At 40.5% G+C, this 25918-nt stretch carries 40 protein-coding genes and 1 rRNA gene; 7 read left to right on the plus strand and 34 right to left on the minus strand.

What is annotated here, in order from left to right:
- A 16S ribosomal RNA gene (locus M5A78_RS18975) occupies positions 1–318 on the minus strand; the annotation flags it as partial.
- 275 nt (positions 319–593) lie between these two features.
- Positions 594–824 (minus strand): hypothetical protein, encoded by a 231-nt coding sequence (locus tag M5A78_RS18980; protein WP_248736857.1) that lies wholly within the window; start codon positions 822–824, stop codon positions 594–596.
- A 140-nt stretch (positions 825–964) separates the two neighbouring features.
- Between M5A78_RS18980 and pdaB the strand changes: the two genes are divergently transcribed.
- Positions 965–1717: a polysaccharide deacetylase family sporulation protein PdaB gene (gene pdaB / locus M5A78_RS18985; protein ID WP_248736858.1), complete on the plus strand. Its 753-nt coding sequence runs from the start codon at positions 965–967 to the stop codon at positions 1715–1717.
- Between the two features lie 28 nt (positions 1718–1745).
- On the opposite strand, the gene M5A78_RS18990 is transcribed toward pdaB, so the two are convergent.
- Positions 1746–2426: a KinB-signaling pathway activation protein gene (locus M5A78_RS18990; RefSeq protein ID WP_248736859.1), complete on the minus strand. Its 681-nt coding sequence runs from the start codon at positions 2424–2426 to the stop codon at positions 1746–1748.
- Positions 2427–2574: 148 nt separating this feature from the next.
- On the opposite strand from M5A78_RS18990, the gene gerD reads away from it, so the two are divergent.
- On the plus strand, positions 2575–3186 hold the full coding sequence (gerD, locus tag M5A78_RS18995; protein WP_248736860.1) for a spore germination lipoprotein GerD: 612 nt from the start codon (positions 2575–2577) through the stop codon (positions 3184–3186).
- A 53-nt stretch (positions 3187–3239) separates the two neighbouring features.
- On the opposite strand, the gene M5A78_RS19000 is transcribed toward gerD, so the two are convergent.
- The 3 genes from M5A78_RS19000 to M5A78_RS19010 all read right to left on the minus strand — a co-directional run bounded on the left by M5A78_RS19000 (position 3240) and on the right by M5A78_RS19010 (position 5696).
- The gene (locus tag M5A78_RS19000) at positions 3240–4295 is read right to left on the minus strand and encodes an Mrp/NBP35 family ATP-binding protein (RefSeq protein WP_248736861.1); all 1056 of its coding nucleotides are present in this window, start codon (positions 4293–4295) and stop codon (positions 3240–3242) included.
- 149 nt (positions 4296–4444) lie between these two features.
- Complete coding sequence (gene cwlD / locus M5A78_RS19005; RefSeq protein ID WP_248736862.1) at positions 4445–5167, minus strand: N-acetylmuramoyl-L-alanine amidase CwlD; 723 nt, start codon at positions 5165–5167, stop codon at positions 4445–4447.
- 85 nt (positions 5168–5252) lie between these two features.
- On the minus strand, positions 5253–5696 hold the full coding sequence (locus M5A78_RS19010) for a YbaK family protein (protein ID WP_248736863.1): 444 nt from the start codon (positions 5694–5696) through the stop codon (positions 5253–5255).
- A gap of 223 nt (positions 5697–5919) precedes the next feature.
- Between M5A78_RS19010 and M5A78_RS19015 the strand changes: the two genes are divergently transcribed.
- The 5 genes from M5A78_RS19015 to M5A78_RS19035 all read left to right on the plus strand — a co-directional run bounded on the left by M5A78_RS19015 (position 5920) and on the right by M5A78_RS19035 (position 9955).
- Positions 5920–6633 carry an SDR family NAD(P)-dependent oxidoreductase gene (locus M5A78_RS19015; RefSeq protein ID WP_248736864.1) on the plus strand — a complete coding sequence of 238 codons (714 nt, stop codon included), beginning with the start codon at positions 5920–5922 and terminating at the stop codon, positions 6631–6633.
- 2 nt (positions 6634–6635) lie between these two features.
- Positions 6636–7664, plus strand: a complete 1029-nt coding sequence (locus tag M5A78_RS19020) for an S-adenosylmethionine:tRNA ribosyltransferase-isomerase (RefSeq protein ID WP_248736865.1) — start codon at positions 6636–6638, stop codon at positions 7662–7664.
- Between the two features lie 14 nt (positions 7665–7678).
- A complete protein-coding gene (locus M5A78_RS19025) occupies positions 7679–8032 on the plus strand; it encodes a VOC family protein (protein WP_248736866.1) in 354 nt (117 codons plus the stop codon).
- A gap of 150 nt (positions 8033–8182) precedes the next feature.
- Positions 8183–9301 (plus strand): GAF domain-containing sensor histidine kinase, encoded by a 1119-nt coding sequence (locus tag M5A78_RS19030; protein ID WP_248736867.1) that lies wholly within the window; start codon positions 8183–8185, stop codon positions 9299–9301.
- 12 nt (positions 9302–9313) lie between these two features.
- Positions 9314–9955: a response regulator gene (locus tag M5A78_RS19035; protein ID WP_248736868.1), complete on the plus strand. Its 642-nt coding sequence runs from the start codon at positions 9314–9316 to the stop codon at positions 9953–9955.
- Positions 9956–10385: 430 nt separating this feature from the next.
- Here the strand turns inward: M5A78_RS19035 and rpsI are convergent, their stop codons facing one another.
- From rpsI to rplP, 28 genes are all read right to left on the minus strand, one after another.
- Positions 10386–10778 (minus strand): 30S ribosomal protein S9, encoded by a 393-nt coding sequence (gene rpsI / locus M5A78_RS19040; protein WP_248736869.1) that lies wholly within the window; start codon positions 10776–10778, stop codon positions 10386–10388.
- Between the two features lie 20 nt (positions 10779–10798).
- On the minus strand, positions 10799–11236 hold the full coding sequence (gene rplM, locus M5A78_RS19045; protein ID WP_248736870.1) for a 50S ribosomal protein L13: 438 nt from the start codon (positions 11234–11236) through the stop codon (positions 10799–10801).
- 423 nt (positions 11237–11659) lie between these two features.
- Positions 11660–12400, minus strand: a complete 741-nt coding sequence (truA, locus tag M5A78_RS19050) for a tRNA pseudouridine(38-40) synthase TruA (RefSeq protein ID WP_248736871.1) — start codon at positions 12398–12400, stop codon at positions 11660–11662.
- Between the two features lie 12 nt (positions 12401–12412).
- Positions 12413–13210, minus strand: a complete 798-nt coding sequence (locus tag M5A78_RS19055) for an energy-coupling factor transporter transmembrane component T family protein (protein ID WP_248736872.1) — start codon at positions 13208–13210, stop codon at positions 12413–12415.
- The gene (locus tag M5A78_RS19060) at positions 13207–14076 is read right to left on the minus strand and encodes an energy-coupling factor ABC transporter ATP-binding protein (protein WP_248736873.1); all 870 of its coding nucleotides are present in this window, start codon (positions 14074–14076) and stop codon (positions 13207–13209) included. The genes M5A78_RS19055 and M5A78_RS19060 overlap by 4 nt, the downstream gene beginning before the upstream one ends.
- Positions 14052–14891 (minus strand): energy-coupling factor ABC transporter ATP-binding protein, encoded by an 840-nt coding sequence (locus M5A78_RS19065; protein WP_248736874.1) that lies wholly within the window; start codon positions 14889–14891, stop codon positions 14052–14054. The genes M5A78_RS19060 and M5A78_RS19065 overlap by 25 nt, the downstream gene beginning before the upstream one ends.
- Before the next feature lie 344 nt (positions 14892–15235).
- A complete protein-coding gene (rplQ, locus tag M5A78_RS19070; RefSeq protein ID WP_248736875.1) occupies positions 15236–15598 on the minus strand; it encodes a 50S ribosomal protein L17 in 363 nt (120 codons plus the stop codon).
- A 66-nt stretch (positions 15599–15664) separates the two neighbouring features.
- Positions 15665–16609, minus strand: coding sequence for a DNA-directed RNA polymerase subunit alpha (locus M5A78_RS19075; RefSeq protein WP_248736876.1), 945 nt, complete (start codon positions 16607–16609; stop codon positions 15665–15667).
- Between the two features lie 177 nt (positions 16610–16786).
- Complete coding sequence (gene rpsK, locus M5A78_RS19080; RefSeq protein ID WP_026574109.1) at positions 16787–17176, minus strand: 30S ribosomal protein S11; 390 nt, start codon at positions 17174–17176, stop codon at positions 16787–16789.
- A 21-nt stretch (positions 17177–17197) separates the two neighbouring features.
- Positions 17198–17563 carry a 30S ribosomal protein S13 gene (gene rpsM, locus M5A78_RS19085; RefSeq protein WP_248736877.1) on the minus strand — a complete coding sequence of 122 codons (366 nt, stop codon included), beginning with the start codon at positions 17561–17563 and terminating at the stop codon, positions 17198–17200.
- Between the two features lie 24 nt (positions 17564–17587).
- On the minus strand, positions 17588–17701 hold the full coding sequence (gene rpmJ / locus M5A78_RS19090; RefSeq protein WP_000868344.1) for a 50S ribosomal protein L36: 114 nt from the start codon (positions 17699–17701) through the stop codon (positions 17588–17590).
- 37 nt (positions 17702–17738) lie between these two features.
- Positions 17739–17957 carry a translation initiation factor IF-1 gene (gene infA, locus M5A78_RS19095; RefSeq protein WP_007085268.1) on the minus strand — a complete coding sequence of 73 codons (219 nt, stop codon included), beginning with the start codon at positions 17955–17957 and terminating at the stop codon, positions 17739–17741.
- Between the two features lie 184 nt (positions 17958–18141).
- Positions 18142–18888: a type I methionyl aminopeptidase gene (map, locus tag M5A78_RS19100; RefSeq protein ID WP_248736878.1), complete on the minus strand. Its 747-nt coding sequence runs from the start codon at positions 18886–18888 to the stop codon at positions 18142–18144.
- On the minus strand, positions 18888–19538 hold the full coding sequence (locus M5A78_RS19105) for an adenylate kinase (protein WP_248736879.1): 651 nt from the start codon (positions 19536–19538) through the stop codon (positions 18888–18890). Before M5A78_RS19105 ends, map begins: the two co-directional genes overlap by 1 nt.
- Before the next feature lie 59 nt (positions 19539–19597).
- The gene (gene secY / locus M5A78_RS19110; RefSeq protein WP_248736880.1) at positions 19598–20893 is read right to left on the minus strand and encodes a preprotein translocase subunit SecY; all 1296 of its coding nucleotides are present in this window, start codon (positions 20891–20893) and stop codon (positions 19598–19600) included.
- Positions 20893–21333 carry a 50S ribosomal protein L15 gene (gene rplO / locus M5A78_RS19115; protein ID WP_248736881.1) on the minus strand — a complete coding sequence of 147 codons (441 nt, stop codon included), beginning with the start codon at positions 21331–21333 and terminating at the stop codon, positions 20893–20895. Before rplO ends, secY begins: the two co-directional genes overlap by 1 nt.
- A gap of 32 nt (positions 21334–21365) precedes the next feature.
- Positions 21366–21545 carry a 50S ribosomal protein L30 gene (gene rpmD, locus M5A78_RS19120; RefSeq protein ID WP_098533198.1) on the minus strand — a complete coding sequence of 60 codons (180 nt, stop codon included), beginning with the start codon at positions 21543–21545 and terminating at the stop codon, positions 21366–21368.
- A 13-nt stretch (positions 21546–21558) separates the two neighbouring features.
- Positions 21559–22059, minus strand: coding sequence for a 30S ribosomal protein S5 (gene rpsE, locus M5A78_RS19125; protein WP_248736922.1), 501 nt, complete (start codon positions 22057–22059; stop codon positions 21559–21561).
- Positions 22060–22083: 24 nt separating this feature from the next.
- Positions 22084–22446, minus strand: a complete 363-nt coding sequence (gene rplR, locus M5A78_RS19130; protein ID WP_248736882.1) for a 50S ribosomal protein L18 — start codon at positions 22444–22446, stop codon at positions 22084–22086.
- A gap of 32 nt (positions 22447–22478) precedes the next feature.
- Positions 22479–23015: a 50S ribosomal protein L6 gene (rplF, locus tag M5A78_RS19135; protein ID WP_248736883.1), complete on the minus strand. Its 537-nt coding sequence runs from the start codon at positions 23013–23015 to the stop codon at positions 22479–22481.
- A 32-nt stretch (positions 23016–23047) separates the two neighbouring features.
- Positions 23048–23446, minus strand: coding sequence for a 30S ribosomal protein S8 (gene rpsH / locus M5A78_RS19140; protein ID WP_248736884.1), 399 nt, complete (start codon positions 23444–23446; stop codon positions 23048–23050).
- A gap of 30 nt (positions 23447–23476) precedes the next feature.
- Positions 23477–23662: a 30S ribosomal protein S14 gene (rpsN, locus tag M5A78_RS19145; RefSeq protein ID WP_007085277.1), complete on the minus strand. Its 186-nt coding sequence runs from the start codon at positions 23660–23662 to the stop codon at positions 23477–23479.
- Between the two features lie 24 nt (positions 23663–23686).
- Positions 23687–24226: a 50S ribosomal protein L5 gene (gene rplE / locus M5A78_RS19150; RefSeq protein ID WP_248736885.1), complete on the minus strand. Its 540-nt coding sequence runs from the start codon at positions 24224–24226 to the stop codon at positions 23687–23689.
- Positions 24227–24252: 26 nt separating this feature from the next.
- Positions 24253–24561, minus strand: a complete 309-nt coding sequence (rplX, locus tag M5A78_RS19155) for a 50S ribosomal protein L24 (protein WP_248736923.1) — start codon at positions 24559–24561, stop codon at positions 24253–24255.
- Between the two features lie 35 nt (positions 24562–24596).
- Positions 24597–24965: a 50S ribosomal protein L14 gene (rplN, locus tag M5A78_RS19160; RefSeq protein ID WP_034676100.1), complete on the minus strand. Its 369-nt coding sequence runs from the start codon at positions 24963–24965 to the stop codon at positions 24597–24599.
- A gap of 40 nt (positions 24966–25005) precedes the next feature.
- Positions 25006–25269 carry a 30S ribosomal protein S17 gene (rpsQ, locus tag M5A78_RS19165; RefSeq protein WP_007085281.1) on the minus strand — a complete coding sequence of 88 codons (264 nt, stop codon included), beginning with the start codon at positions 25267–25269 and terminating at the stop codon, positions 25006–25008.
- Positions 25270–25292: 23 nt separating this feature from the next.
- Positions 25293–25493: a 50S ribosomal protein L29 gene (gene rpmC / locus M5A78_RS19170; RefSeq protein ID WP_248736924.1), complete on the minus strand. Its 201-nt coding sequence runs from the start codon at positions 25491–25493 to the stop codon at positions 25293–25295.
- Entirely contained in the window at positions 25483–25917 is a 435-nt protein-coding gene (rplP, locus tag M5A78_RS19175; RefSeq protein WP_248736886.1) for a 50S ribosomal protein L16, read from the minus strand. Before rplP ends, rpmC begins: the two co-directional genes overlap by 11 nt.
- Between the last annotated feature and the right edge of the window lies 1 nt (position 25918).

Consider the following 25918-nt stretch of genomic DNA (forward strand, 5'->3'; position numbering starts at 1 on the left):
GGCCGATCACCCTCTCAGGTCGGCTACGCATCGTCGCCTTGGTGAGCCGTTACCTCACCAACTAGCTAATGCGCCGCGGGCCCATCTGTAAGTGACAGCCGAAACCGTCTTTCAGCTTCCCAACATGTGTTGGAAAGGATTATCCGGTATTAGCTCCGGTTTCCCGAAGTTATCCCAGTCTTACAGGCAGGTTGCCCACGTGTTACTCACCCGTCCGCCGCTAACCAACAGGAGCAAGCTCCTATTGATTCGCTCGACTTGCATGTATTAGGCACGCCGCCAGCGTTCGTCCTGAGCCAGGATCAAACTCTCCAAGAAAGTTGATTAGCTCATAAAAGTTACGTTGGCTTAGTTTCAATTGAAACTAATAATTTTTTGTTTGTTGACGTTTTTGTTTGTTTAGTTTTCAAAGATCAATCTTCTCTGTCGCTCAAAAGCAACTTTATTAATATATCATCTGCAGTTTATCATGTCAACAACTTTTTTAACAAGTGTTTTTAATGTCAGCAGCGACGTTTATTAATATAACAAGAAAATAAATATATGTCAACCGAAATTCCAAAAAATATCTGAACGAGGATTCTACCGTTTATTTATCCTTTTTTTCTGTCCTTTCTGCCTCTTCTCATATATTTTAAACATTCACTAGGAGAAGCAACCCTTCTAAATAATGTAAACAAAACTTTATATCTCTCCTCCATTGCTCTTTTTATAATATGATCAATCCGTTCATCCTTTAAATCAAATAATATTTCATCCATTTCTCTTTTAATAAGGTATTCCATTTCTTTTACTTCTTTTTCATTAATTAGAAGTCCAAACATTGAATAACCTCCATTGAAATATCTAGTTATAGTAGTCTTTTCCAATTATTGAAATTTTATAATACAATTTTTTCTTCATATTTCTAAAAATACAAGCATAGGTATGAGACAAGGATGGTATTGGACGAGGTGAAACCCAGATGAATTTCTTTTTTGTATTAAACGGAAAGGCTTTAAAAAACGTAATTCTTATTTTAATCGCCGCTTTTTTTACCGCTTGGTTTCTCTATATGGAGAACCTTGCACAAATACCCGTCTTTTCAACCAAAGATGGTCCAAAAGCAGTTTATCGCGGTGAAAAGGATCTTGCGCTTACTTTTAATATTGGCTGGGGGGATGTGAAAGCAGAACCGATTTTAGATACACTAAAAAAAGAGAATGTTAAGTCCGCCACCTTCTTCTTAGGAGGGTCATGGGCCGAACAACATCCTGACATCGTCAGTCGGATTGTGAAAGAGGGATATGAAATTGGTATGCTTGGGTACGACTATGTAGACTACATGGATATTGAGGATGGAAAAATTAGTAAGGATATATCAAAAGCACAGGAGGTCTTTAAAAAGTTAAATGTAAAGGATATAAAGCTTCTACGTGCACCAACTGGGCATTTCGATAAGCGCACCTTAAATATCGCTCACAGATATGGGTATACGGTTGTCCATTGGCGTATCGATTCAAAGGATTGGAAAAATCCCGGAATTAATAAAATCGTTGAAAATGTAAAAACGGCTCAAAAAGGTGATATTATTCTTCTCCATGCCTCAGATTCAGCCAAACAAACGGCTAAAGCACTCCCGCTGATTTTGGAGAATATTCGTCAAAAAGGACTAAAACTCGTATCAGTTTCTGAAATGATTGCAAACGGGGAAGCTCATTCCAAGGAAATTAAATAGAAATAGGCAAAAAAAACCGACCATTTGATTAAACGGACGGTTTTTTGTTTATTTTCTTATTATTTTTAACTTTGCTACCTGTTTGATTTTTACGCTGTTGCCTTTCCTGTTCAGATTTCATATTTAGTTTATGAAGGATTAATAATTGGTAAGCATTACAGGCCATTAAGGCAAACATCATCAAATAAAACCAATTTTGTGAATTTATCCTTAGAACTGGAACCCATTCCACTAACGTTACAACGATCATAAAGAAAAAAGCGGGAATAAACGCCTCTCGATTTGTTTGTTTACTTTTCACCCAAGCAACAATCAAACCAACAATAAGAAGAAGAAGTGCGGGAACAAAATAAAGCAGAATAGAATCTCCAGGCTTGGCGAAGTTTACATATCGTAAATAAACTAGATCAAATAATCCAAATAAAACGAGGACGACTTGGATAGAATTCCAAAGGGAAACAGATTTAAAAATCCCTAAACCGAACCGATGAATTGTTAAATAGGAAAAAAAGCCCATTTGACTGATAACACTAATGAGAAACCCCATACCAATTAGAAAAATGATCGCAGATAAAATATCCATTATTTTAAATTCAGTAAAATAGGACTGAAATTCATTCCAGCGCACTATAAATCCCACAATAGCCGCCGTGACCCCGCCAACTAATAATGTGGTCATAAACAGTCTTACCCAATTACGGCTTGTCACACTATAAACCCCCATAAAAAAAAATAAATTCCATACTGATTGTACCAAGCAATATTTGAAAAATCCATAATTTGCGTTACTTACGAATAATCTAGGCGGATTTTCTTCATTATAAAATTAAGGATTCTTATGTGAAAGGAGCTTGAAAATGAAAGTAAAAAGAATTTTGCTCCTCCTGCCCATCATGGTGTTTTTAACGAGCTGTTCATCCAGTGATACAAGCAGCGGAGGGCAAATAGATTACGATCAGACCAAGAAAATGGTTGTTGATATCCTAAAAACAGATGATGGGAAAAAAGCAATTCAAGATGTAATGTCCGATGATAAAATGAAGGAAAAGCTGGTTATGGACCAAAAGGTTGTCTCCGATACCATACAACAAACTTTAACATCAGATAAAGCAACCGAATTTTGGAAAAAAACCTTTAATGACCCAAAATTTACTCAAAACGTAGCTAAAAATATGAGATCTGAAAACGAAAAATTATTAAAGGAACTAATGAATGACCCAGAATATAGAGGAATGATGATTGAGGTTTTTAAAGAACCTGAAATTCAAAAAGAGCTGGCAGATGCCCTAAAAAGCAAAGAATACCGCGAGCATCTTCAGAAAGTTATTACAGAAACGGTTGATAGCCCGCTATTTAAGGTTAAGATTCAAGAGCTGCTTTTAAAGGCAGCGGAGGATATGAAAACGAAGGAAAGCAGTAAAAGCAACCAAGGAAAAAGTTCCAGCGATCAAAGTAGCAGCGGTTCATAGGTCACATTAACTAAAATTAAACCTCTTCCAGGGGTATGGAAGAGGTTTTTGAGTTATTTTTTTAGCAAGCCTACCATTTTTTCAGCTATTTCTAAATATATTTTTCCAATTTGATGATCTTCTTGGTACACAGATGGAGCAAAATCATCGTCGTTCCAGTCTGGCTGGTTAAGCGGCAGGCGGCCAAGTACCTCTGAATTTAATTCTTCAGCCAATTTATCTCCGCCGCCTTGGCCAAATACATATTCTTTCTCGCCTGTTATTTTGCTTTCAAAATAAGCCATATTTTCAATAACACCAAGCACCTCATGATCTGTACGAATTGCCATTGCACCAGCACGGGCCGCAACAAACGCTGCCGTTGGATGTGGGGTGGTGACGATAATTTCCTTACATGCAGGTAGCATGGTGTGAACATCTAAAGCAACATCCCCGGTTCCTGGCGGTAGATCTAATAGTAAATAATCAATTTCTCCCCACTCTACTTCATTGAAGAAGCTGTTTAACATTTTACCAAGCATCGGTCCGCGCCAAATAATCGGGGCATTATCTTCAACAAAGAAGCCCATCGAAATAACTTGAACGCCAAATCGTTCCACAGGGATAATCTTTTCTCCGCGAACAACTGGCCGTTTCGTAATTCCCATCATATCTGGAACACTGAAACCATAGATATCGGCATCAATGAGACCGACTTTTTTTCCAAGGCGCGCAAGGGCAACGGCAAGGTTAACAGATACCGTTGATTTTCCAACTCCACCTTTTCCGCTCGCAATCGCAATGAAGGTTGTATTATCGGAATTGAGCAGGTTTTTATCTTTATTTTCTGGCTCAGCATGTCGGTGGGCAGCTAAGATTTCTTCAGGCAGCTCGCTGAAACGGATGCCCACTGTGGCCGCTCCTTCTTCTTTTAATAGGTTAACAATTTGCGTTTGCAGCTGTAATTGTTCGCTCGTTCCCGTTCTTGCGATTCCTATCTTTACACTGACATGATTCTTTTCCTCTTTAATCTTAACTTCCTCGATTGCATTTAATTCAGCTAATGTTTTATGTAAAAATGGTTCTTTAAGGCCGCCAACAACTTCACGGACTCTCACTTCTGTTAACATAAAAAACACCTCACCTTTTGAATTCGTTACCATACCTCAGTATACCATAAACAAGCAAAGAAGCAGTTAAATCAATCACACTGTTATTCCTATTAATATATATTAAACCTTCATGAACAACAAAAATGGAAGACGGGGGTCCCACCTTCCTAATCTGTTTCTTTTAATTCCTTTTCATTTGTAAAATAACGCATAATTCCATTATTTATCGATGCGGCTACTTTTTTCTGGTAGGGCTCTGTTTTTAACAATTCCTTTTCCGTAGGATTAGAAAGGAAGCCAACCTCTACCAATATTCCTGGCTTTTTAGCATGCGTTAATATAAAAACATTATTTATCGGCTTCGCTTTTCGCGTTGTATTCTCCAAGTTCTTGCGCAGCTCTTCCTGAATAAATTTCGCTGCTCGGGCATTTTCCTTATGATGTGGAGCATAGAAGGTTTGTGCGCCGCTCCATCTTGCTGACGGAATCGCATTTAAATGGATACTGACAAATAAATCATTATCCGAGCTATTAATCATTTTTAATCTCTTTTTCAGGTCCTCAACTTTTCTTCTGCTATAGCCCCTTGTATCAGGATCAGCAAGATCTTTATCTGTTTCCCGCGTCATTATAACAAGGGCCCCTTGCTCTTGGAGATAATCCCTGACTTTAAGGCTAATTTCTAAGGCAATATCCTTTTCCAGCGTTTTTCCGGTTCCAGCTCCGCCATCAGGGCCGCCATGTCCGGCATCAAGCAAAATAATTTTGCCCGATAGCGGAAGATTCCATGACTTCCATGAATTATTCTCGGAAAAATCATGCTGTAAAATCAGAAATAAAACCAGTAACCCCGCAATAAAGCTGATAATTTTGATTCTGCGCTTTAACAACCCCAATCATTCCTTCCCGCTCGTACCTGTTCAATAAAATATATGGGACAAGGAGAGGATTTAGAACAGGAAGAAATGATGGGTATTAATGGAGACGGAGTTTGTGGCGCCTTTGGCCTTTTTCATAGCCCTCTCTCCACCAAACATGAATATATTGCTCACACAAATAATAAAGCGATTCACTCATAGTACCTTCTTCACCGTTCCCCCAATAGAGCAAAAAGTTGTAAAGTGTATCAATCAGGTGTTTTTCTTCTTTAAAGCAGCGCAAGCGCACCTCTTCAAGGTCTTCTCCATAATAGCCAAACTTGCTGAATTTTGCCCCTAATAAGAAGGCTTCCAAGGCAACATCATAGCACGCTTCCTCTATCCCCGTATTCATCACAAAGCTTGAGGCAATTTTTGTGGAGCCAAAGTAGTGGCGTACTCTTTCCTTCAATGTATTTAGTGATAAGTCCCGTAGTACGGAACGCTCATATTTAATTTGTTTTTCGCGACGTTTTTCTTTAAAGGTTGTAATAACAGTCACTTCAATTTCACCTCTTAGAACTATTCTTTATCCCTCGTTCATAAGAAATGCAAAGAGGGAGCAGTTTTCAATTGCCAATTTTTTATCGAAAACTCAAGATTGTTTACTCAGTTCCCTTTTTTCAGTCAAAAGTTGTAGATAAAGTTCAAGCTTTTTTCTGAGGGAAGATTTGTCAGAAATCGGTATGCTTATGACATCAAGTAATCAAAGGGAGATAACTGATATGAATAACAAAGTAGTGATGATCACAGGGGCGTCTAAAGGTTTGGGTAAAGCATTAACATTGGCATTTGCAAAGGAAGGTGCCCGGTTGGCGATATGCGCTAGGTCTGCGGAAAACCTGCTAAGGGTAAAGGAAGAAGCGGAGAGCTTAGGTGCTGAAGTGCTCGCGGTTACCGCTGATATTTCCAAGTCAAGAGATGTTGAACGGTTCGTTGCGATGACAGAGAACGCATTTGGCCATATTGATGTCCTGATTAATAATGCATCTATCTTAGGTCCAAGTCCAATGCCCTTACTTCTCGATTACCCTGAAGAAGAATTTGCTGAGGTACTCCGGGTGAATGTGATTTCGCCATTTTTCGTAACGAGAAGAGTGATTCCGGGGATGCTTGAGCGTAATGAAGGCTCTATTATCAATGTAACATCTGAAGCCGGTCATACAGGCTATGCAGGATGGGGGGCATACGGGATTTCAAAATTTGCCGTTGAGGGCCTCACCCAAACGTGGGCAGATGAATTAAGCCAAACCAATGTCCGGGTAAACATGGTCGATCCGGGAGAAATGGACACAGAAATGCATCAATTAGCCGTTCCCAATTGCGATTACCCATTGGCAAAGCCGGAGGATGTTGTTGACGTATTTTTGTACCTAGCATCGCAGAAGTCTGCTGGAATTAATGGCCAGCGGTTTGAAGCCCAGCCAGAGGGGGTCTAAAGATGGCGACAAAAGCCTTGGATTTTTATCTTCCTAATGAATTGAATGCTTCCCACCCTCCTGAAAAACGAGGCTTAAGAAGAGATCATGTCAGGATGATGGTTCTGGACCGAACTACAGGCGAAATTAGGCATGACCGCTTCTTCTACTTAACAAATTATCTCCAACCTGGGGATTTGGTTATTTTAAATAATAGTCGAACCATACCTGCGGTTTTACCTGCTACATGGTTAAGAAACAACGTTCGAATCGCACCAAAAGTGGAAGTCCGGTTAGCAAGGCTCCGTCACGATGATACTTGGGATGCCTTGGTTGTTGCAAACCCTATAAAAACAGGCGATACTTTGCAATTTTCACCTGAATTGTCTGCAACGGTAATCGGCGAAAAGGAAAATTCCCCACTAAAGATCATTCAATTTACTAAAAAAGGATCGGATCTATTCAATATCATCTATTCTCTCGGTGAGCCGATACGCTATGAGTATATAGGATATCCATGGGACTTGGATTACTATCAAACCGTTTTTGCCAGCCATCCTGGTTCAGTGGAGATGCCCTCGGCTGGCAGAGCCTTTAGCTGGGAGCTGCTATTTAAATTGAAACACAAAGACATCCAGGTTGATTTTCTCCAATTGCATACAGGATTAAGCTATTTGCTTGATGATCAATGGGAACAGTCACCCGAAGAGAATGAAGAGGAGTATCAAATCTCTGACCGTACAATGGAAAAGATTCTCCAAACAAAAGCATCCGGCAATAGGGTCATTGCGGTTGGTACAACGGTGGTCAGGGCTCTTGAGAGTGCAGCCAGAAACGGGGCACTTTCAGGAGTGACGAATCTATATATCGATCAACAATATCCTTTAAAAATAGCTGATGGAATCATTACCGGTTTTCATGAACCGAAGGCTAGCCACCTCGATATGCTGTCGGCCTTTGTTTCCGAACACCATTTACTTCAAGCATATGATCAAGCAATCGAAGCCTGCTATTTATGGCATGAGTTTGGGGATATGAATTTAATTATATGATTGGAGGCACTGATATGCGGTTTCATCATTATGCCATAGAAGTAAATAATTTAGAGGAGTCGATCGCTTTCTACAAATACTTGGGTTTTCAGACAGAAAGTCGATTTTTCTTCATGGGTGAAGAGATTGTGTTTCTCGCTTCAAACGATTTTAGGCTTGAGTTGATATCCAATCAACAGGAAAAAAGTATCGCTAAAACGGTACATTTCTGTTTTGAGGTAAGCGATCTCCTTGAAGTGATGAACCGGTTTGATGACATTAGAAAAATAGAAGGTCCTTACAAGCTTCAGAATGGCTGGGAGACCGTATTTTTTGAAGGACCCGATCAAGAAATTATCGAGTTTTTGCAGGTTAGACCTGTTTCGTGAAACTAAAAAAACAAAGCTGTCTGCTCTATTTTTAAGAGAGACAGCTTTTTAACATCTTATCTAAGACATATTTACAACCTAAATTTAGCGTCTGAAAATTAAAAATAAGCTATAATGACAGTAGATACGGGACGGTGGAGGGAGAATGGAATGTCTGAAGGGGCTAGATATGAAGAAATCAGCATTTTAAAGGAAATTGCTGAGCTTTTAAATGAAGGGACAGACACAAAGGACGTGTTGTCTGGAGTTTTGAAAAGACTTCTCCATGTAACTGGATTACAAACAGGTTGGATTTTTTTACTCGAAGAAAATGGTGTCCATCAGCTTGCAGCCCATGAAGCCCTGCCGCCTGCTTTGGCAAATGACGATAATCGGAGGATGTGCCAGGGTGAGTGCTGGTGCGTGAATAAATACAATAATCGAAAACTGAATAAAGCATCTAATATTATGGAATGCAAACGGATTGAAGATGCTCTTGAAGAGAAGGCTGGGGAAACTTGTGGCCTGACCCATCATGCGACCGTCCCGCTCCGAGCTGGAGAGGAACGGTTCGGAATATTAAATGTTGGTTCGCCAAACAAAACGCATTTCCAGAAAAATGAACTGGCTTTACTTGAAGCGGTTGCCTATCAAATAGGAACAGCATTAAAACGAATCAAATTGACTCAGCTGGAACAAGAGACAGCGCTTGTAGCTGAGCGGAACCGGCTTGCGAGGGATCTTCACGATTCCGTTAATCAGCTTTTATTTTCCCTCAGCCTTACAGCACGGGCAGGAGTGGAAATGACACAAAATAATGAAGTAAAACAAACGTTTAGCTATATTCAGGATTTAGCGCAGGAAGCTCTTGGGGAAATGCGAGCATTAATTTGGCAGTTGAAACCGCATGGACTGGAAAATGGAATGGTAAGTGCCTTAAGAAGTTATGCTGATATGCTTGGCCTGTCCATTGAAACAAATGTGACAGGAGTGGCCAGCATTCCGGGAAAGGTGGAGGAATCTTTGTGGCGTATCGGACAAGAGGCTCTAGCCAATTGTAAAAAGCATTCCCAGACCATAGAGGTGCTTTTATTGTTTCATGCTGCCAGTGATGGAGTGGAGATGACAATCAAGGATGTCGGCTGTGGCTTCCATTATGAAGAAAATCTTGAAATCCCCTCATTTGGATTAAAAAATATGAAAACTCGGACAGAAGCGTTAAATGGTACCTTTCAATTAAATAGCAAACCGGGAAGCGGGACAGAAATAAAGATCCATATTCCGTTCTAGGGGGAGAATTCGGTGAATATACGCGTATTAATAGCAGACGACCACCATGTCGTCAGAAGAGGTCTAGTCTTTTTTCTTCGTACCCAAAAGGGTCTTGATATTATCGGGGAAGCCGCAAATGGGAAGGAAGCCGTTGAACTGGCAAAATTGCTAAAGCCGGATATTATTCTAATGGATTTGGTTATGCCTGAAATGGACGGAATCCAGGCAACAAGGATTATTAAAAGTGAACAACCTGAAATTAAAATTATGATGTTGACCAGCTTCTCAGAACAAGATCATGTTATCCCCGCGCTTGAAGCAGGTGCATCCGGATTCCAGCTAAAAGATATCCAGCCTGATGAACTTGTCACATCGATAAAAAAAATCATGAGCGGAGAAAACCACCTTCATCCGAGAGCTACTTCGCATTTACTGGCCAATTTGTCTAATAAAAGCAAAGTGGAAAAAAATTTAATCGAGGAATTAACCAAAAGAGAGTTGGATGTTTTAAAGGAAATTGCCAAGGGAAAAAGTAATAAAGAAATCGCCTCCTCTTTATTCATCACCGAAAAAACCGTTAAAACCCATGTATCAAACCTTTTGGCAAAGCTTGAACTAGCAGACCGGACACAGGCTGCACTTTATGCGGTGAAGAATCAATTAGGAGACTAAACAGATTATTATGGCTGTTTTGTTAGAGAAGAACGATTTTTATTTATTAAGGATCGTTTATCTTTCAGACGCCAAAAACAAAGAATCCAAGTGATTAATCACTTGGATTCTACATTTATATAAAAGTACAAAAGCAAAAAACTGCCAGGTTCCAAAGGCCGTGAGCTGTAAGTTGTGTCAAAAGGATTTTTAAGCATAAAAAACTATCATGAGCCTCAACTCCCAACCTTACCATGGAAAATAATTTAGAGAACAAACCGTAGTCACCTAATAAAGGCGGTGAGAGCAGAGCTAGACTTCACATCTTTCGTCTAGTGAAATGGGTATTTCACTTTAACTGGTTAAAGTGATTCATTTTTGCGGCGCTCCGCCCCTTTTCCACAGAAAAAGACCCCCAACCAAATGGTTGAGGGTCTTTGAACGCCAAAAATTAACGTTTTGAGAACTGAGGTGCACGACGAGCGCCTTTAAGACCGTATTTTTTACGTTCTTTCATACGTGCATCACGAGTTAATAATCCTGCGCGTTTTAATGTTGGACGGAATTCTGGATCAGCTTGAAGTAATGCGCGAGCAATACCGTGGCGAATTGCGCCAGCTTGACCAGTGTATCCACCACCGCTTACGTTTACAAGAACATCATAGCTGCCAACAGTTTCAGTAGCTACTAATGGTTGTCTTACAACAACACGTAAAGCTTCAAATGGGATATACTCTTCGATTTCACGACCATTAACTATAATTTTTCCTGTGCCTGGAACTAAGCGCACGCGTGCGACAGAGCTCTTACGACGACCAGTACCGATATATTGAACTTGTGCCAAGTTATTTCCCTCCCTCTTAATTAACCGCGAAGTTCGTAAACTTCAGGTTTTTGTGCTTGGTGCGGATGTTCGCTGCCAGCATATACGTGTAATTTTTTGAACATTTGACGGCCAAGAGAATTCTTTGGAAGCATGCCTTTAACAGCAAGCTCGATCATTTTCTCAGCATAGTTAGTACGCATTTCCAAAGCAGTTCTTGTTTTTAAACCACCTGGGTGCATAGTGTGACGGTAGTAAATCTTGTCAGTTAATTTCTTACCAGTTAGTTCTACTTTAGAAGCGTTAAGAATGATTACATTATCACCAGTATCAACATGTGGTGTAAAAGTAGGTTTGTTTTTACCACGTAAGATTGATGCTACTTCAGAAGCAAGACGACCAAGAGTTTTGCCCTCAGCATCAATCACGTACCATTTACGCTCGATATTGTTGGCATTTGCCATAAACGTTGTACGCATGAGTTTCCCTCCTAATTAAATCCATTAAAGATTATTTTTTCGCACTATTATTAAGCAATCAGCGATTCGATTCTGTTCCGGGAATGAACGTTAAATGCCCTTGTGCGCTTAAGTTTTCTATTCATATATTTTCAATCACGATGAAGACTTTCCGGGGCTTTATCGTGGGATTAAAAACACACACATATAATATAATAAATTCTTCAAGTCCATATGTCAAGGGAATGTTACACCAGGTCGGGTTGTTTTAAGAAATAATCACTAATTATTAACTAAATCAATTGAAAAAGCTTTCTTATTGACCGTGAAGGGTTCTTTTTCCTCTCTTCAGGCTTTATGAACCCCTCTTATCGACCATGAAGAGCATTTTTTCCTCTTTTCGGGCTTTATGAACCAATTAAGGTTCTGTTCACTTAATAGAGCCTAATTATAAAACACTTCCCAGAGGTATAATCCTTGAGCTGGAGCAGTTTTCCCAGCAAGACGGCGGTCTCTATTAGCTAAGACATCCTGCATTTCTGAAGGCGAACGTTGCCCTGATCCGACCTCTAACAATGTTCCTACTAGAATGCGAACCATATTATACAAAAAACCATTTCCAACAAAACGAAAAGTAAGTAAGTTACCTTCCATGAAAAAATCAATCGCCTCAATCGTTCGGACCTTATCCACAACCTCCGTTTTTGCCGAGCAAAAACTTGTAAAATCATGGGTCCCGAGAAAATATTTACTTGCCGTTCGCATTGCCTCTACATTTAATCTAAAAGGATACTGATAAGCAAATTTTCGCTGAAATGGATCCCTCTTTGATGATAATTGAAGCACATAGCGATATTCCTTCCCTACAGCATCAAAGCGAGCGTGAAAGGACTCACTGACCTTTTTTACCTCAAGGACAGAAATATCTTCTGGTAGCAGCGAATTCAAGGCAACTTCCCATCTATTTTCCAGAATAAGTAACGACGAATCAAAGTGGATTACCTGTCCTTTTGCATGGACACCTGCATCCGTCCTTCCAGAACCGACTACTTTAATCGTATCGCCCTTATGCATTTTTGCTAGCGCAGCTTCTAGTTCTAATTGTATGGTTCGCTTATTCGGTTGGACCTGATAACCGGAAAATCCCGAGCCATCATAGGAAATGATGCATCTGTACCTTTGCATGGTTTCGCTCCATTATGAACGTAATAAAAATAAAAGTATGGTTAAAACAACAAGAACAACTAACTGCAGAGAATCGGCCATTCGCCAGCTTAATTGCCGGTATTTCGTTCTCCCCTCACCACCGCGGTATCCTCTTGCCTCCATGGCAATCGCCAGCTCCTCAGCCCGTTTAAAGGAACTAACGAACAAGGGGATGAGTAAAGGGATTACCGCCTTAATCCGTTCCTTGAAAGGCCCGCTGGCAAATTCGACTCCACGGGCAATTTGCGCTTTCATGATTTTATCCGTTTCCTGCATCAGCGTTGGAATAAATCGTAATGAAATCGACATCATCAGTGCCATTTCATGGACAGGGAAACGAATCTTTTTTAAAGGATGCAACAGCGTTTCAAGACCATCTGTAATCTCGATGGGAGTCGTCGTTAACGTCAGCAGGGAGGTCATTAAGATTAAGAAGAAGAATCTTAACGAAATAAAAATCCCCATCCTAACGCCTCCTTCATATATTTTCACTGGACCCCATTCGAACAAAATAGCCCCTTCCTTTGTAAAAAACAACTGAAGAACTAATGTAAATAGAACAAGCCAGAGAACCGGTTTAAGGCCTCCATACAGAAACCGAACCGGAATTCTCGACATTCCGAGCATTAAAAAAGTATATATTCCAATAAGTGCATAGGTAACCCAGTTATTCGCTAGAAAAATAATACAGACAAAAAGGAAGATGATCATTAATTTTGAACGAGGGTCCATCTTATGAATAATGGAATCTGCCGGCACATAGCGGCCGAAAATCATTTTTTCCATCATGAGCGAACACCTCGATTTAAAACGCCTGTGACAGCAGAAGATAACTCCTCAATTGATAAATAGATTTTATCTAATTTCACGCCCGTTTTTTCCTCAAGCTTAAGCTGGAAGCGGACCACTTCCGGGACATCCAGCCCCATTTGCACCAATTCCACAGGTGAAGAGAAAATTTCTTCCGGTGTCCCCTGATTGACCACTTTCCCATGTTGCATAATCACAATTTGGTCAGCGTAACTAGCCGCATCCTCCATGCTGTGGGTAACTAATATCGTCGATAGCTTTCTATCCTTATGGAGTGTGTAAAACATATCCATAATTTCTTTGCGGCCGCGCGGATCTAAACCCGCGGTTGGCTCGTCCAGGACAATTACATCAGGCTCCATCGCCAATACTCCGGCAATTGCAACACGTCTCATTTGCCCTCCAGAGAGATCAAACGGTGATTTTTCTAAAATATCTTCAGCAAGCCCTACCTGTTTCAAAGCTATGCGAGCCCTTTTCTTTGCTTCAGCTTCCGATATTCCAAAATTCATAGGACCAAAGATAATATCTTTTTCAACGGTTTCTTCAAATAACTGATGTTCAGGGAATTGAAACACAATTCCTACCTTTTGCCTTACTTGTTTTAAGTTCTTATTTTTCTGCTGAGCCTTAATTTCATGGTCACCAATTTTCACAGTCCCTTTTGTAGGCTGCAAAAGCGCGTTTAAATGCTGTAAAACCGTCGACTTTCCGGAACCGGTATGGCCAATGATCGCCATGTAAGTCCCAGAAGGGATTTCAATCGATACATCCTCTATCGCTAATTGTTCAAAAGGAGTATTTGCTTGATACCGATATTCTATATGCTGAAGCGAGATGTCCATAACTCTGTCACCAACTCTTCTTCCGATAAATAATGCTTGGAAAAGTCAATCCCTTTTTGACGGAATGCTTTACTCATTTTCACCGAGAAAGGAATATCCAACCCTAGTTGAATCAATTGCTCATCCATTGAAAAAATCTCTTCCGGGGTTCCTTCACGAAAAACTTCACCTTTGTTCATCACAATGATTCGGTCCGCTTTTGCTGCCTCTTCCAGATCGTGGGTGATTGAGATTACGGTTAAAGATTTTTCTTCTTTTAAAAGTCTAACCGTCTCTAATACCTCCTCACGTCCTCTTGGATCGAGCATCGATGTTGCTTCATCTAAAATAATGATAGATGGTCTTAACGCTAACACACCAGCAATCGCGACCCGCTGCTTCTGTCCACCCGATAGATGGTGGGGCTCTTGATATAGAAACTTATCCATTTTCACTTTTCTTAATGAATCTTCGACTCTTTGGACCATTTCATCCCGGGGTATCCCATTATTTTCTAGACCAAAAGCCACATCATCCTGTACCGTTGTACCAACAAATTGATTGTCAGGGTTTTGAAATACCATCCCTAGTTTTGTGCGAATGTCCCAAATTGACTCTTCATTTAGCGGCATCCCACAAACTGTAATCTCTCCTGCTTGAGGAAATTGCAAGCCAATTAGCAGCTTTGCCATGGTAGATTTACCGGACCCATTGTGGCCAACGATTGCTAGCCATTCACCATCATAAATGTCAAACGTAACATTGTTTAAGGCGTAGCGTTCTTGTGTATCGTATTGAAAAGAAACTCCCTTGAGGGATACAATTGATTCTTTCATAGTCATATTCCTCCTCTCAGCTAACCTGTCCTCAGCTCATTTTCTTTTACATACAAAAAAAGCCTGCACCTCGTCCCCGGGCAGTAACGTTTTCAACTGCAATAAAAAGGGATTTCTATAATAGAAATGGGAGGAGGTGCATGAGCTAGACGAGACGTGAAAACGAATACTAGTATTCATTCCGGGAATGCTTAAAAAATCTTCGCTCCATTGAAGGAGTCACGCTCATCATAACACTCTTTTTGGCTTGGTTGGTACACTATTAAAATTTCTCTTACAGAAAAAGGGCAAAGAACAAGTTTGTTTGTAAACTGTCCAGCGCCCTTGTTGTCTGTTAAAAGGTATTAAACTAACTCGATAATAACCATTGGTGCACCGTCACCGCGGCGTGGTCCAAGTTTCATAATACGAGTATATCCACCTTGACGCTCTGTGTAACGTGGAGCGATATCAGCGAAAAGTTTTTGTACAGCATCTTGACCAGATTCAGCATTAGCAATTTCATTACGAACATATGAAGAAGCTTGACGGCGAGCATGTAAATCCCCGCGTTTGCCTAAAGTGATCATTTTTTCAACAGTCACACGAAGTTCTTTTGCGCGAGTTTCTGTTGTTTCAATGCGCTCGTTGATAATTAAATCTGTAGTTAAATCACGTAGCATAGCTTTACGCTGTGCACTAGTGCGTCCTAACTTTCTGTATGCCATGAAGGGTTCCCTCCTTTGTTGAAGTCATTAAACGGATTATTAGCATTGGTAGCGACGAATAGCAGATCAGTCGTCTTTACGCAAGCCCAATCCAAGCTCTTCTAGTTTCGCCTTCACTTCTTCAAGTGATTTGCGACCTAAATTACGAACCTTCATCATATCTTCTTCAGTCTTATTGGCTAATTCCTGAACAGTGTTGATTCCAGCACGCTTTAAGCAGTTATAAGAACGAACAGAAAGGTCTAGTTCTTCAATTGTCATTTCAAGAACTTTTTCTTTTTGATCTTCTTCTTTTTCAATCATAATTTCAGCATTTTGAGCTTCATCGGTTAATCCGACAAAAATATTCAAATGCTCGGTCAAAATTTTCGAACCAAGAGCAATCGCTTCTTTTGGCCCAGTGCTTCCATCTGTCCAAACATCAAGCGTCAGCTTGTCAAAATTTGACATTTGACCAACACGAGTATTTTCTACCTGAAAGGACACACGGGAAACAGGTGTATAAATGGAGTCAATTGGAATTACACCAATTGGCTGATCTTCTCTTTTGTTCTGTTCAGCCGGTGTATAACCACGTCCACGTCTAGCCGTTAAACGCATGCGAAGATGTCCATTTGTTGCTAATGTGGCAATATGAAGGTCAGGATTTAAAATCTCGACATCACTGTCATGGGTAATATTGCTTGCCTTGACAGGCCCTTCACCCTGCACATCAATTTCAAGTGTTTTCTCTTCGTCAGAATAGATTTTTAAAGCTATTTTTTTAATGTTTAAAATGATGGATGTTACATCCTCTACGACGCCTTCAATTGTTGAGAACTCATGAAGTACCCCATCGACCTGAATCGATGTAACAGCGGCACCTGGGAGTGAAGATAATAGGATACGACGTAAGGAGTTACCCAAAGTGGTACCATATCCACGCTCAAGTGGCTCTACGACGAACTTCCCGTACTTGGCATCATCGTTGATCTCAACCGTTTCGATTTTTGGTTTTTCTATTTCGATCATCAAATAACCCTCCTTCAAAACGTCGAAACTCGATTAGTAATAGTTTAGCTAACCGAAATTCCCCCATGTATACGTTCCCGTTTTGTGCACAACAACTGGAATAAATTTTCTGTATAACTCTCGAAAATTAGTATCATATCCATTATAGACGCTTGATACAACTTCTATACAGAAAAATTAAACACGACGGCGTTTTGGTGGACGGCATCCATTATGAGGAACAGGTGTAACGTCTTTAATTGCTGTTACTTCAAGACCAGCAGCTTGAAGAGCACGAATAGCAGCTTCACGGCCTGCACCAGGACCTTTTACAGTAACTTCTAAAGTTTTCATACCATGTTCGATGGATGTCTTTGCAGCAGTTTCAGCAGCCATTTGTGCTGCGAATGGAGTAGATTTACGAGAACCTTTAAATCCAAGCGCACCAGCACTTGACCATGAAATTGCATTACCATGAACATCAGTGATTGTTACAATCGTATTGTTAAATGTTGAACGGATATGTGCAATACCTGATTCAATATTCTTTTTAACACGACGTTTACGTGTATTAGTTTTACGTGCCATTAAAATAACCTCCTTTGCCGATTACTTCTTCTTGTTCGCAACAGTCTTACGAGGACCTTTGCGTGTACGAGCGTTGTTTTTCGTATTTTGTCCACGAACCGGTAGACCACGACGATGACGTAATCCGCGGTAGCAGCCGATTTCCATTAAACGCTTAATGTTAAGAGAAATTTCACGGCGAAGATCACCTTCAACTTTTAGTTTGTCGATGATGTCACGGATTTTGTTTAATTCGTCTTCTGTTAAATCACGCACACGAGTATCTTCAGAAACACCAGCTTCTGCTAAGACTTTTCGTGCAGTATTTTTACCAATACCATAAATGTAAGTTAAAGAGATAACTACACGTTTTTCACGTGGAATATCTACACCAGCAATACGTGCCATATTAAAGCAGCACCTCCTTCAAGATTAACCTTGTTTTTGTTTATGTTTAGGGTTTTCACAGATAACCATAACTTTTCCGCGTCTACGGATAACTTTGCACTTTTCGCAGATCGGTTTAACAGATGGTCTTACTTTCATTATCCTAACCTCCTTAATGGTACGGAGTGCAAGCTGATTATTTAAAGCGGTAAGTAATTCTTCCGCGTGTTAAGTCATATGGAGAAAGCTCAACAGTCACCTTGTCACCCGGAAGTATTCGAATGAAGTGCATTCGAATTTTACCAGAAACATGAGCTAGCACAGTATGACCATTTTCTAATTCTACCTTAAACATTGCATTTGGCAAAGTTTCAATCACTTTACCTTCGATTTCAATAACATCATCTTTGGCCATCGTTCTCGTCTCCCTTCTCATTTCAGAATAGCGTTCGTTAGTGTGCAACTAAGTCTTTTCTTTGTACGTCATCCTGCAACCTTACAATTTTAACATATTGAGCAGCATTCTGTCCGCTAGTAACTATTACAAATTACTATTATTTGCGGATTAGAATCGGTCTAACAATGAAATCAGCCAAAAATTATATTTTGGTTAAGATTTCAAATCCGGTTTCAGTGATTGCAATCGTATGCTCGAAATGAGCACTGCGCTTGCCATCAACTGTTACAACCGTCCAATCGTCAGCCAATGTTTTTACATACCGGCTTCCGGCATTTACCATCGGTTCAATTGCAAGTACCATTCCAGGCTTCAATTGCGGACCTTTGTTTGGCGGACCAAAATGAGGAATATTAGGGTCCTCATGTAAGTCTTGCCCGACTCCGTGTCCTACATACTCGCGTACAACAGAAAAGCCATTTGCTTCCACATACTTTTGAATCGCATGGGAGATGTTCGAGAGTCGCTCGCCCGGTTTAGCTTCGTTTAACCCTTGATAAAGGGATTCCTCTGTAACGTCAAGTAGACGCTGGGAATGCTCATCAATCTTTCCAATCGCATATGTCCAAGCTGAATCGCCATGGTAGCCGTTAAATTGAGCTCCGATATCAATACTGATTACATCGCCCTCATTTAATACGCGACTTCCCGGAATCCCGTGAACAAGTACTTCGTTCACACTTGTGCAGATGCTGCCACGGAAACCATTATACCCTTTAAACGAAGGAATCGCATTCTGAGCGAGAATAAATTCCTCTGCTAGCAAATCCAATTCTTTTGTGGTTATGCCAGGAGTTAAATGTTTTTTTAACTCTTGGTGGGTAAGGGCAACAATGCGCCCAGCTTCTCGCATGATCTCAAGTTGTTCAGGGGTTTTGCAAATGATCATTAATGTAAGCCCCCGAGTAATTGCTTGATATCAGCGAATACTATGGTAATATCCTGCTGGCCATCAATCGTGCGGAGATAACCTTTGGTTTCATAAAAAGTTAGTAATGGTTCTTGTTGTTTGATATTAACATCTAATCTATTTTGAACGGTTTCTGCATTATCATCTGCTCTTTGGTAGAGCTCTCCGCCACAGCGGTCGCACACACCCTCTTTTGCAGGAGGATTAAAGACTAAATGATACGTAGATCCACATTCTTTACAAATGCGACGTCCAGTCAAACGATCCATTAAGATACTTTTATCAACGTTAATATTAACTACATAATCGATTTTTTTATTTAAATCAACTAATAGGTTTTCTAACGCCTCTGCTTGAGGGACAGTTCTAGGAAAGCCATCTAGCAGAAAACCCTTTTGGCAGTCTTCCTTACTTAATCGCTCACGGACAATACCGATTGTTACTTTATCAGGAACAAGTTCGCCCTTATCCATGAATGATTTCGCTTGTAAACCTAGCTCAGTTCCTTCTTTCATCGCTGTACGGAACATATCTCCAGTTGAGATATGAGGGATGCCGTATTGTTCGACGATTCTTTCAGCTTGGGTACCTTTACCGGCACCTGGAAGCCCCATTAATACTAAATTCACACGTGTTCCCCCCTCGTGCTATTAATAGGTTTTTGGGAACCAAGGGCCCCAAAAACCTTTTACTTAATAAATCCTTTATAATGACGTTTAACTAATTGTGCTTCAAGCTGCTTGTACGTATCAAGCGCAACACCGACAACGATGAGCAAGCTTGTTCCACCTATTTGAGCTGATTTCGGCAGGTTCGCTATATTAATAAATATAGTAGGAAGCACAGCGATAACAGTTAGGAAGATTGCACCAACGAAAGTTAAACGGTATAAGACGCGTGTTAAGTATTCTTGCGTGCTCTTTCCAGGACGAATACCAGGAATATAGCCGCTTTGCTTTTGTAAGTTTTCCGCTGCTTGTTCAGGGTTAACTTGGATAAAAGCATAGAAATAAGTGAACGCGATAATTAGTGCTGCATATAACGTCATCCCAATAGGATGTGAATAGTCAAGATTGTTATTAATCCAATTTGTTACATCATTTGGTTGAAAAAATGATGCAATTGTTCTTGGAGTTACAATAAATGAAACCGCAAAGATGACAGGAATAACACCTGCAGCGTTAACTTTTAACGGCATGTGAGTGGACTGTCCACCTACTGGATTACGTCCTGCCACAACACGTTTTGCATATTGAATTGGAATTTTACGATTTGCTTGTTGGATAAAAATGACGCCAACTACGATTGCAATCACAGCAAGTATGATTAAAACAAACGTAACAATTCGTATAAATATCGCATCTCCTGCGTTTTCAAATTGCTGAACATAGATTTGATTCATCGTTGAAGGCATACCAGCAACGATCCCGGCAAAGATGATAATGGAAATTCCATTTCCCACACCTTTTTCAGTGATTTGCTCACCTAACCACATCAAAAATGATGTACCAGCAGTTAAAGTAACAGCAATTAAGAGATACGTACCAATACCAGGGTTTACAATCAATTGTCCGCTGGCTAAATTATTAAAGCCATAGGACATACCTAATGCTTGGATAAATCCAAGAATTATAGTGAAATAACGGGTGATTTGAGCAATCTTACGACGCCCAGACTCCCCTTGTTTGGACCATTCCGTAAATTTCGGAACAACATCCATTTGTAGTAACTGAATAATAATCGACGCAGTGATATACGGCATGATACCCATTGCGAAGATGGAGAATTGTTTTAATGCCCCACCGCCAAAGGTATTTAAGATACCAAATACACTGAGCTTATCTTGGCTAGCAAGAACATCAGCATTTACATTCGGTACAGGAATGAATGTACCTAGTCGAAAAACGACTAACATTAAAAGGGTGAATATGATCTTTCGTCTTATATCACCCACGCGCATAAAATTGGAGATTGTTTGGAACATTAGATCACCTCAGTAGTTCCACCAGCAGCTTCGATCGCTTCCTTAGCAGCAGAGGAGAATTTGTTAGCTTTTACAGTCAACTTTTTCTCTAGCGTTCCTTTAGCAAGAACCTTGATTCCTGCTTTTTCGTTACTAATAACGCCTGTTTCGATAAGAAGTTCTGGAGTAACTTCTGTACCGTCTTCAAAGCGATTTAAAGTATCAAGATTAAGAATAGCATATTCTTTACGGCTAATGTTGGTAAAACCACGTTTTGGTAAACGACGATATAAAGGTGTTTGACCACCCTCGAAGCCAGGACGTACACCGCCACCGGAACGAGCATTTTGACCTTTATGACCTTTACCCGCTGTTTTTCCTTGACCAGATCCGATACCACGTCCTAGACGTTTTCGTTCTTTACGAGAACCTTCGGCAGGTTTTAATTCATGAAGTTTCATATTGGCACCTCCTTATGAAAGAAAAGAATCAATTATTGTTCTTTAACTGTTACAAGGTGAGCAACTTTGTTAATCATACCGCGAATCGCAGCGTTATCTTGATGCTCAACTGTTTGATTTAATTTACGTAATCCTAGCGCTTTAACTGTTTCACGTTGGTCCTCAGGGCGACCAATTACGCTGCGGTTGAGGGTAATTAAAAGTTTCGCCATTTGAATTCCCCCCTTATCCTAACAGTTCTTCTACTGATTTACCACGTAATTTTGCTACGTCTTCAGCACGTTTTAATTGTTTTAAACCTTCAACTGTAGCACGTACCATGTTAATTGGAGTGTTCGTTCCTAGTGATTTAGAAAGGATATCAGCTACCCCTGCTAATTCAAGAACGGCACGAACTGGACCCCCAGCGATAACTCCTGTACCTTCAGAAGCAGGTTTTAGAAGAATTTCGCCAGCACCAAAACGTCCAATTACTTGGTGAGGAACAGTTGTTCCAACCATTGGTACTTCAACTAAGTTTTTCTTTGCATCTTCGATGGCTTTGCGAATGGCATCTGGTACTTCCTGTGCTTTACCAGTACCGAATCCGACATGACCGTTTTTGTCTCCAACTACTACAAGAGCAGAGAAACGGAAACGACGTCCACCTTTAACAACTTTCGCAACACGGTTAACCGTAACTACGCGTTCTTCAAGTTCAAGTTTGTTTGGATCAATACGACGCATCATTTTGTGTCCCTCCTTTGACTATTAGAATTGTAAGCCGTTTTCGCGGGCTGCATCAGCTAATGCTTGCACGCGGCCGTGGTATAGGTATCCTCCACGGTCAAAGACAATAGAAGTGATACCTTTTTCTACCGCACGTTTAGCGACTAATTCTCCGACCTTTTGTGCAGCCTCAACGTTACAAGTAGATTCAAGACCAAAATCTTTTTCTATTGTAGAAGCACTTGCTAAAGTTACTCCATTCATGTCATCGATAATCTGCGCATAAATATGTTTGTTTGAACGAAACACATTTAAACGTGGACGAGTTGAAGTACCGCTAAGTTTCGCACGAACACGAGCATGTCTTTTCTTGCGAGTAGCGTTTTTATCAAGCTTCGTAATCATTTACGTCACTCCTTTCGTTTACCTATGCGGCATTACTTACCAGTTTTACCTTCTTTACGACGAACAAATTCACCTTCGTAACGAATTCCTTTGCCTTTGTATGGCTCAGGAGGACGTACTCCGCGAATATTGGCAGCTAATTCACCAACACGTTCTTTATCAGTACCTTTGATAGTGATTTTTGTATTGGCAGGTACTTCGATTTCAAGGCCAACTTCAGGTTCAATTTCAACTGGGTGTGAGTAACCTACGTTTAATACAAGCTTGTTACCTTGCTTTTGTGCACGGTAACCAACCCCGATTAACTCTAGGTTTCTTGTAAAGCCAGTGGAAACACCTTCAACCATGTTCGCGATCACCGCACGAGTCGTTCCGTGCAATGCGCGGTGTTCTTTCACGTCAGATGGACGAGTGATTGTTACAACGTTTTCTTCAACAGTAATTAAGATATCAGGATTAAAAGAACGAGTTAGTTCGCCTTTAGGCCCTTTAACAGTAACAGTATTGTTGTTTAAAGTAACCGTAACTCCTGCTGGAATCTCAATTGGTTTTTTTCCTACGCGAGACATTTAGTGCACCTCCATTCATTCAAAAACTCATGTTACCAAACGTAAGCTAATACTTCTCCGCCGATTTGTTTAGCACGAGCTTCTTTATCTGTAATAACACCGTTTGATGTTGATACTAATGCGATACCAAGACCGTTAAGAACGCGTGGTACCTCCGTAGATTTTGCGTAAACTCGAAGTCCAGGCTTGCTTATGCGCTTTAGGCCAGTAATAACGCGTTCGTTATTTGCACCGTATTTTAAGAAGATACGGATGATGCCTTGTTTGTTGTCTTCAATAAATTCAACGTCACGTACGAAACCTTCGCGCTTTAAGATTTCAGCAATTTCTTTTTTCACATTAGAAGCAGGCACTTCTAACTTTTCGTGACGCACCATGTTCGCATTACGAATGCGAGTAAGCATATCAGCAATTGGATCTGTCATGACCATTATTTTTACCTCCTTCCCAAACTTCTAGTTTTACCAGCTAGCTTTTTTAACACCAGGAATTTGTCCTTTGTATGCTAATTCACGGAAACAAATACGGCAAAGCTTAAATTTACGATATACAGAGTGAGGACGTCCGCAACGTTCGCAGCGTGTGTACTCTTGTACTTTGAATTTAGGCGTGCGCTGTTGTTTCGCAATCATTGACTTTTTAGCCACGTTTTCGCCTCCCTTATTTATCGATTACTTTTGGAATGGCATTCCAAATTGAGTTAAAAGTTCACGAGATTCTTCATCAGTGTTAGCAGTCGTTACGATAACGATATCCATACCACGAACTTTGCTTACTTTATCGTAATCAATTTCAGGGAAGATTAATTGTTCTTTAATACCCAATGTATAGTTACCGCGACCATCGAAAGCTTTCTTAGAAACACCACGGAAGTCACGCACACGAGGTAAAGAAACGGAAACTAATTTATCCAAGAATTCGTACATGCGCTCACCGCGAAGTGTTACCTTTGCACCGATTGGCATACCTTCACGTAGACGGAAGCCAGCGATAGACTTTTTCGCACGAGTTACGATAGGTTTTTGACCTGTAACCGTTGCAAGCTCCTCAACAGCAATGTCAAGTGCTTTTGCATTAGCAACAGCATCACCAACACCCATATTGATAACGATTTTGTCAAGCTTAGGAACTTCCATAACTGATTTATAGTTGAACTTGCTCATTAGAGCAGGTGTTACTTCTTTAACAAATTTTTCTTTTAGGCGGTTCATTCATAGTACCTCCCTTCTTTTTTAAACTATTTATCTAATACTTCACCGGATTTTGCTACGCGTACTTTTTTGTCATCAATCGTTTTGTAACCTACACGAGTTGGGTTACCTGATTTAGGATCGATAGGCATTACGTTCGATACATGAATTGGAGCCTCAAAGCTGATGATACCGCCTTGTGGATTCACTTGAGAAGGTTTTGAATGTTTTTTCACGATGTTTACGCCTTCTACTAGTACACGGCTATCTTTAGGATAAGCTGCCAGGATAACACCTGTTTTGCCTTTATCCTTACCAGAGATGACTCTTACTTTGTCACCTTTTTTCACATGCATCATTAAGCACCTCCTTAAAGGCATTTGAATTTAAATTATAGTACTTCTGGAGCTAAAGATACAATTTTCATAAAGTTGTTATCGCGAAGTTCGCGAGCAACTGGTCCGAAGATACGCGTTCCGCGCGGGCTCTTATCATCTTTGATAATGACACATGCGTTTTCATCAAAACGAATGTAAGAACCATCAGGACGGCGAGCACCGCTTTTTGTACGAACAATAACAGCCTTAACAACGTCACCTTTTTTAACAACGCCACCTGGTGTTGCTTGTTTTACTGTACAAACGATGACATCACCAATACCAGCAGTTTTGCGACCGGAACCACCAAGAACTTTAATCGTAAGTACTTCACGAGCACCAGAGTTGTCAGCAACTTTTAAACGTGATTCTTGTTGAATCATGTGTGTAACCTCCCTTCGGAATGAAGCTTAATCCGAACAATTAAATAATAACTGCTTTTTCTACTACCTCAACTAAACGGAAGCGTTTAGTTGCTGAAAGCGGACGAGTTTCCATGATACGTACAACATCGCCGATTTTTGCTTCGTTTTGCTCATCATGAGCTTTAAACTTTTTAGAGTACTTAACGCGTTTACCATAAAGTGGATGCTTTTTGTGTGTTTCAACAAGAACAGTAACGGTTTTATCCATTTTGTCAGAAACAACGCGCCCTGTGTAAACTTTGCGTTGGTTGCGTTCACTCATTTTCGTGAACCTCCTCTCAATAATCACTTGTTAACGCTGATTTCTCTTTCGCGAACAACTGTTTTCATACGGGCAATTGCTTTACGTACTTCACGAATGCGAGCCGTGTTTTCAAGTTGTCCTGTCGCCAATTGAAAGCGAAGGTTGAAAAGCTCTTCTTTTAGAGATTTTACTTTTTGTTCAATTTCAGCAGTGGTAAGTTCACGTAGTTCATTAGCTTTCACTTGATTCACCACCAATTTCTTCTCGTTTTACAAACTTACATTTAACAGGAAGTTTGTGCATTGCAAGTCGAAGTGCTTCACGTGCGATTTCTTCTGAAACACCCGCAATTTCAAACATAATTTTTCCAGGCTTAACAACTGCAACCCAGCCTTCAGGTGCCCCTTTACCGGAACCCATCCGCACTTCTAATGGTTTAGCTGTATAAGGCTTGTGAGGGAAAATTTTAATCCAAACTTTACCGCCACGTTTCATGTAACGTGTCATCGCAATACGGGCAGCTTCGATTTGGCGGTTAGTGATCCAAGAAGCTTCCATTGCTTGTAGGCCGTATTCACCGAAGCTTACTTCAGTACCGCCCTTAGCGTTACCACGCATTTTACCACGGTGTTGACGGCGATATTTTACGCGTTTTGGCAATAACATA

The organism is Neobacillus rhizosphaerae, from assembly GCF_937468385.1.
Classification (GTDB): Bacteria; Bacillota; Bacilli; order Bacillales; family Cytobacillaceae; genus Neobacillus; species Neobacillus rhizosphaerae.

What these genes read in the sequence shown, in the direction of transcription:
- rpsH (WP_248736884.1), bottom strand. Translation starts at nt 23,446, where the DNA reads ATGGTCATGACAGATCCAATTGCTGATATGCTTACTCGCATTCGTAAT.
- secY (WP_248736880.1), bottom strand. Translation starts at nt 20,893, where the DNA reads ATGTTCCAAACAATCTCCAATTTTATGCGCGTGGGTGATATAAGACGA.
- M5A78_RS19030 (WP_248736867.1), top strand. Translation starts at nt 8,183, where the DNA reads ATGTCTGAAGGGGCTAGATATGAAGAAATCAGCATTTTAAAGGAAATT.
- M5A78_RS18980 (WP_248736857.1), bottom strand. Translation starts at nt 824, where the DNA reads ATGTTTGGACTTCTAATTAATGAAAAAGAAGTAAAAGAAATGGAATAC.
- rplX (WP_248736923.1), bottom strand. Translation starts at nt 24,561, where the DNA reads ATGCATGTGAAAAAAGGTGACAAAGTAAGAGTCATCTCTGGTAAGGAT.
- rplE (WP_248736885.1), bottom strand. Translation starts at nt 24,226, where the DNA reads ATGAACCGCCTAAAAGAAAAATTTGTTAAAGAAGTAACACCTGCTCTA.
- rplP (WP_248736886.1), bottom strand. Translation starts at nt 25,917, where the DNA reads ATGTTATTGCCAAAACGCGTAAAATATCGCCGTCAACACCGTGGTAAA.
- rpsK (WP_026574109.1), bottom strand. Translation starts at nt 17,176, where the DNA reads ATGGCACGTAAAACTAATACACGTAAACGTCGTGTTAAAAAGAATATT.
- M5A78_RS19000 (WP_248736861.1), bottom strand. Translation starts at nt 4,295, where the DNA reads ATGTTAACAGAAGTGAGAGTCCGTGAAGTTGTTGGCGGCCTTAAAGAA.
- rpsQ (WP_007085281.1), bottom strand. Translation starts at nt 25,269, where the DNA reads ATGAGTGAACGCAACCAACGCAAAGTTTACACAGGGCGCGTTGTTTCT.
- rpsM (WP_248736877.1), bottom strand. Translation starts at nt 17,563, where the DNA reads ATGGCACGTATTGCTGGTGTAGATATTCCACGTGAAAAACGTGTAGTT.
- rplF (WP_248736883.1), bottom strand. Translation starts at nt 23,015, where the DNA reads ATGTCTCGCGTAGGAAAAAAACCAATTGAGATTCCAGCAGGAGTTACG.
- pdaB (WP_248736858.1), top strand. Translation starts at nt 965, where the DNA reads ATGAATTTCTTTTTTGTATTAAACGGAAAGGCTTTAAAAAACGTAATT.
- rplN (WP_034676100.1), bottom strand. Translation starts at nt 24,965, where the DNA reads ATGATTCAACAAGAATCACGTTTAAAAGTTGCTGACAACTCTGGTGCT.
- M5A78_RS19015 (WP_248736864.1), top strand. Translation starts at nt 5,920, where the DNA reads ATGAATAACAAAGTAGTGATGATCACAGGGGCGTCTAAAGGTTTGGGT.
- infA (WP_007085268.1), bottom strand. Translation starts at nt 17,957, where the DNA reads ATGGCCAAAGATGATGTTATTGAAATCGAAGGTAAAGTGATTGAAACT.
- gerD (WP_248736860.1), top strand. Translation starts at nt 2,575, where the DNA reads ATGAAAGTAAAAAGAATTTTGCTCCTCCTGCCCATCATGGTGTTTTTA.
- M5A78_RS19075 (WP_248736876.1), bottom strand. Translation starts at nt 16,609, where the DNA reads ATGATCGAAATAGAAAAACCAAAAATCGAAACGGTTGAGATCAACGAT.
- truA (WP_248736871.1), bottom strand. Translation starts at nt 12,400, where the DNA reads ATGCAAAGGTACAGATGCATCATTTCCTATGATGGCTCGGGATTTTCC.
- M5A78_RS19060 (WP_248736873.1), bottom strand. Translation starts at nt 14,076, where the DNA reads ATGGACATCTCGCTTCAGCATATAGAATATCGGTATCAAGCAAATACT.
- rplR (WP_248736882.1), bottom strand. Translation starts at nt 22,446, where the DNA reads ATGATTACGAAGCTTGATAAAAACGCTACTCGCAAGAAAAGACATGCT.
- rpmJ (WP_000868344.1), bottom strand. Translation starts at nt 17,701, where the DNA reads ATGAAAGTAAGACCATCTGTTAAACCGATCTGCGAAAAGTGCAAAGTT.
- rpmD (WP_098533198.1), bottom strand. Translation starts at nt 21,545, where the DNA reads ATGGCGAAACTTTTAATTACCCTCAACCGCAGCGTAATTGGTCGCCCT.
- rplM (WP_248736870.1), bottom strand. Translation starts at nt 11,236, where the DNA reads ATGCGTACAACGTTTATGGCAAATGCCAACAATATCGAGCGTAAATGG.
- M5A78_RS19055 (WP_248736872.1), bottom strand. Translation starts at nt 13,210, where the DNA reads ATGATGGAAAAAATGATTTTCGGCCGCTATGTGCCGGCAGATTCCATT.
- M5A78_RS19065 (WP_248736874.1), bottom strand. Translation starts at nt 14,891, where the DNA reads ATGAAAGAATCAATTGTATCCCTCAAGGGAGTTTCTTTTCAATACGAT.
- M5A78_RS19020 (WP_248736865.1), top strand. Translation starts at nt 6,636, where the DNA reads ATGGCGACAAAAGCCTTGGATTTTTATCTTCCTAATGAATTGAATGCT.
- map (WP_248736878.1), bottom strand. Translation starts at nt 18,888, where the DNA reads ATGATCATTTGCAAAACCCCTGAACAACTTGAGATCATGCGAGAAGCT.
- rplQ (WP_248736875.1), bottom strand. Translation starts at nt 15,598, where the DNA reads ATGGCATACAGAAAGTTAGGACGCACTAGTGCACAGCGTAAAGCTATG.
- rplO (WP_248736881.1), bottom strand. Translation starts at nt 21,333, where the DNA reads ATGAAACTTCATGAATTAAAACCTGCCGAAGGTTCTCGTAAAGAACGA.
- M5A78_RS19025 (WP_248736866.1), top strand. Translation starts at nt 7,679, where the DNA reads ATGCGGTTTCATCATTATGCCATAGAAGTAAATAATTTAGAGGAGTCG.
- rpsE (WP_248736922.1), bottom strand. Translation starts at nt 22,059, where the DNA reads ATGCGTCGTATTGATCCAAACAAACTTGAACTTGAAGAACGCGTAGTT.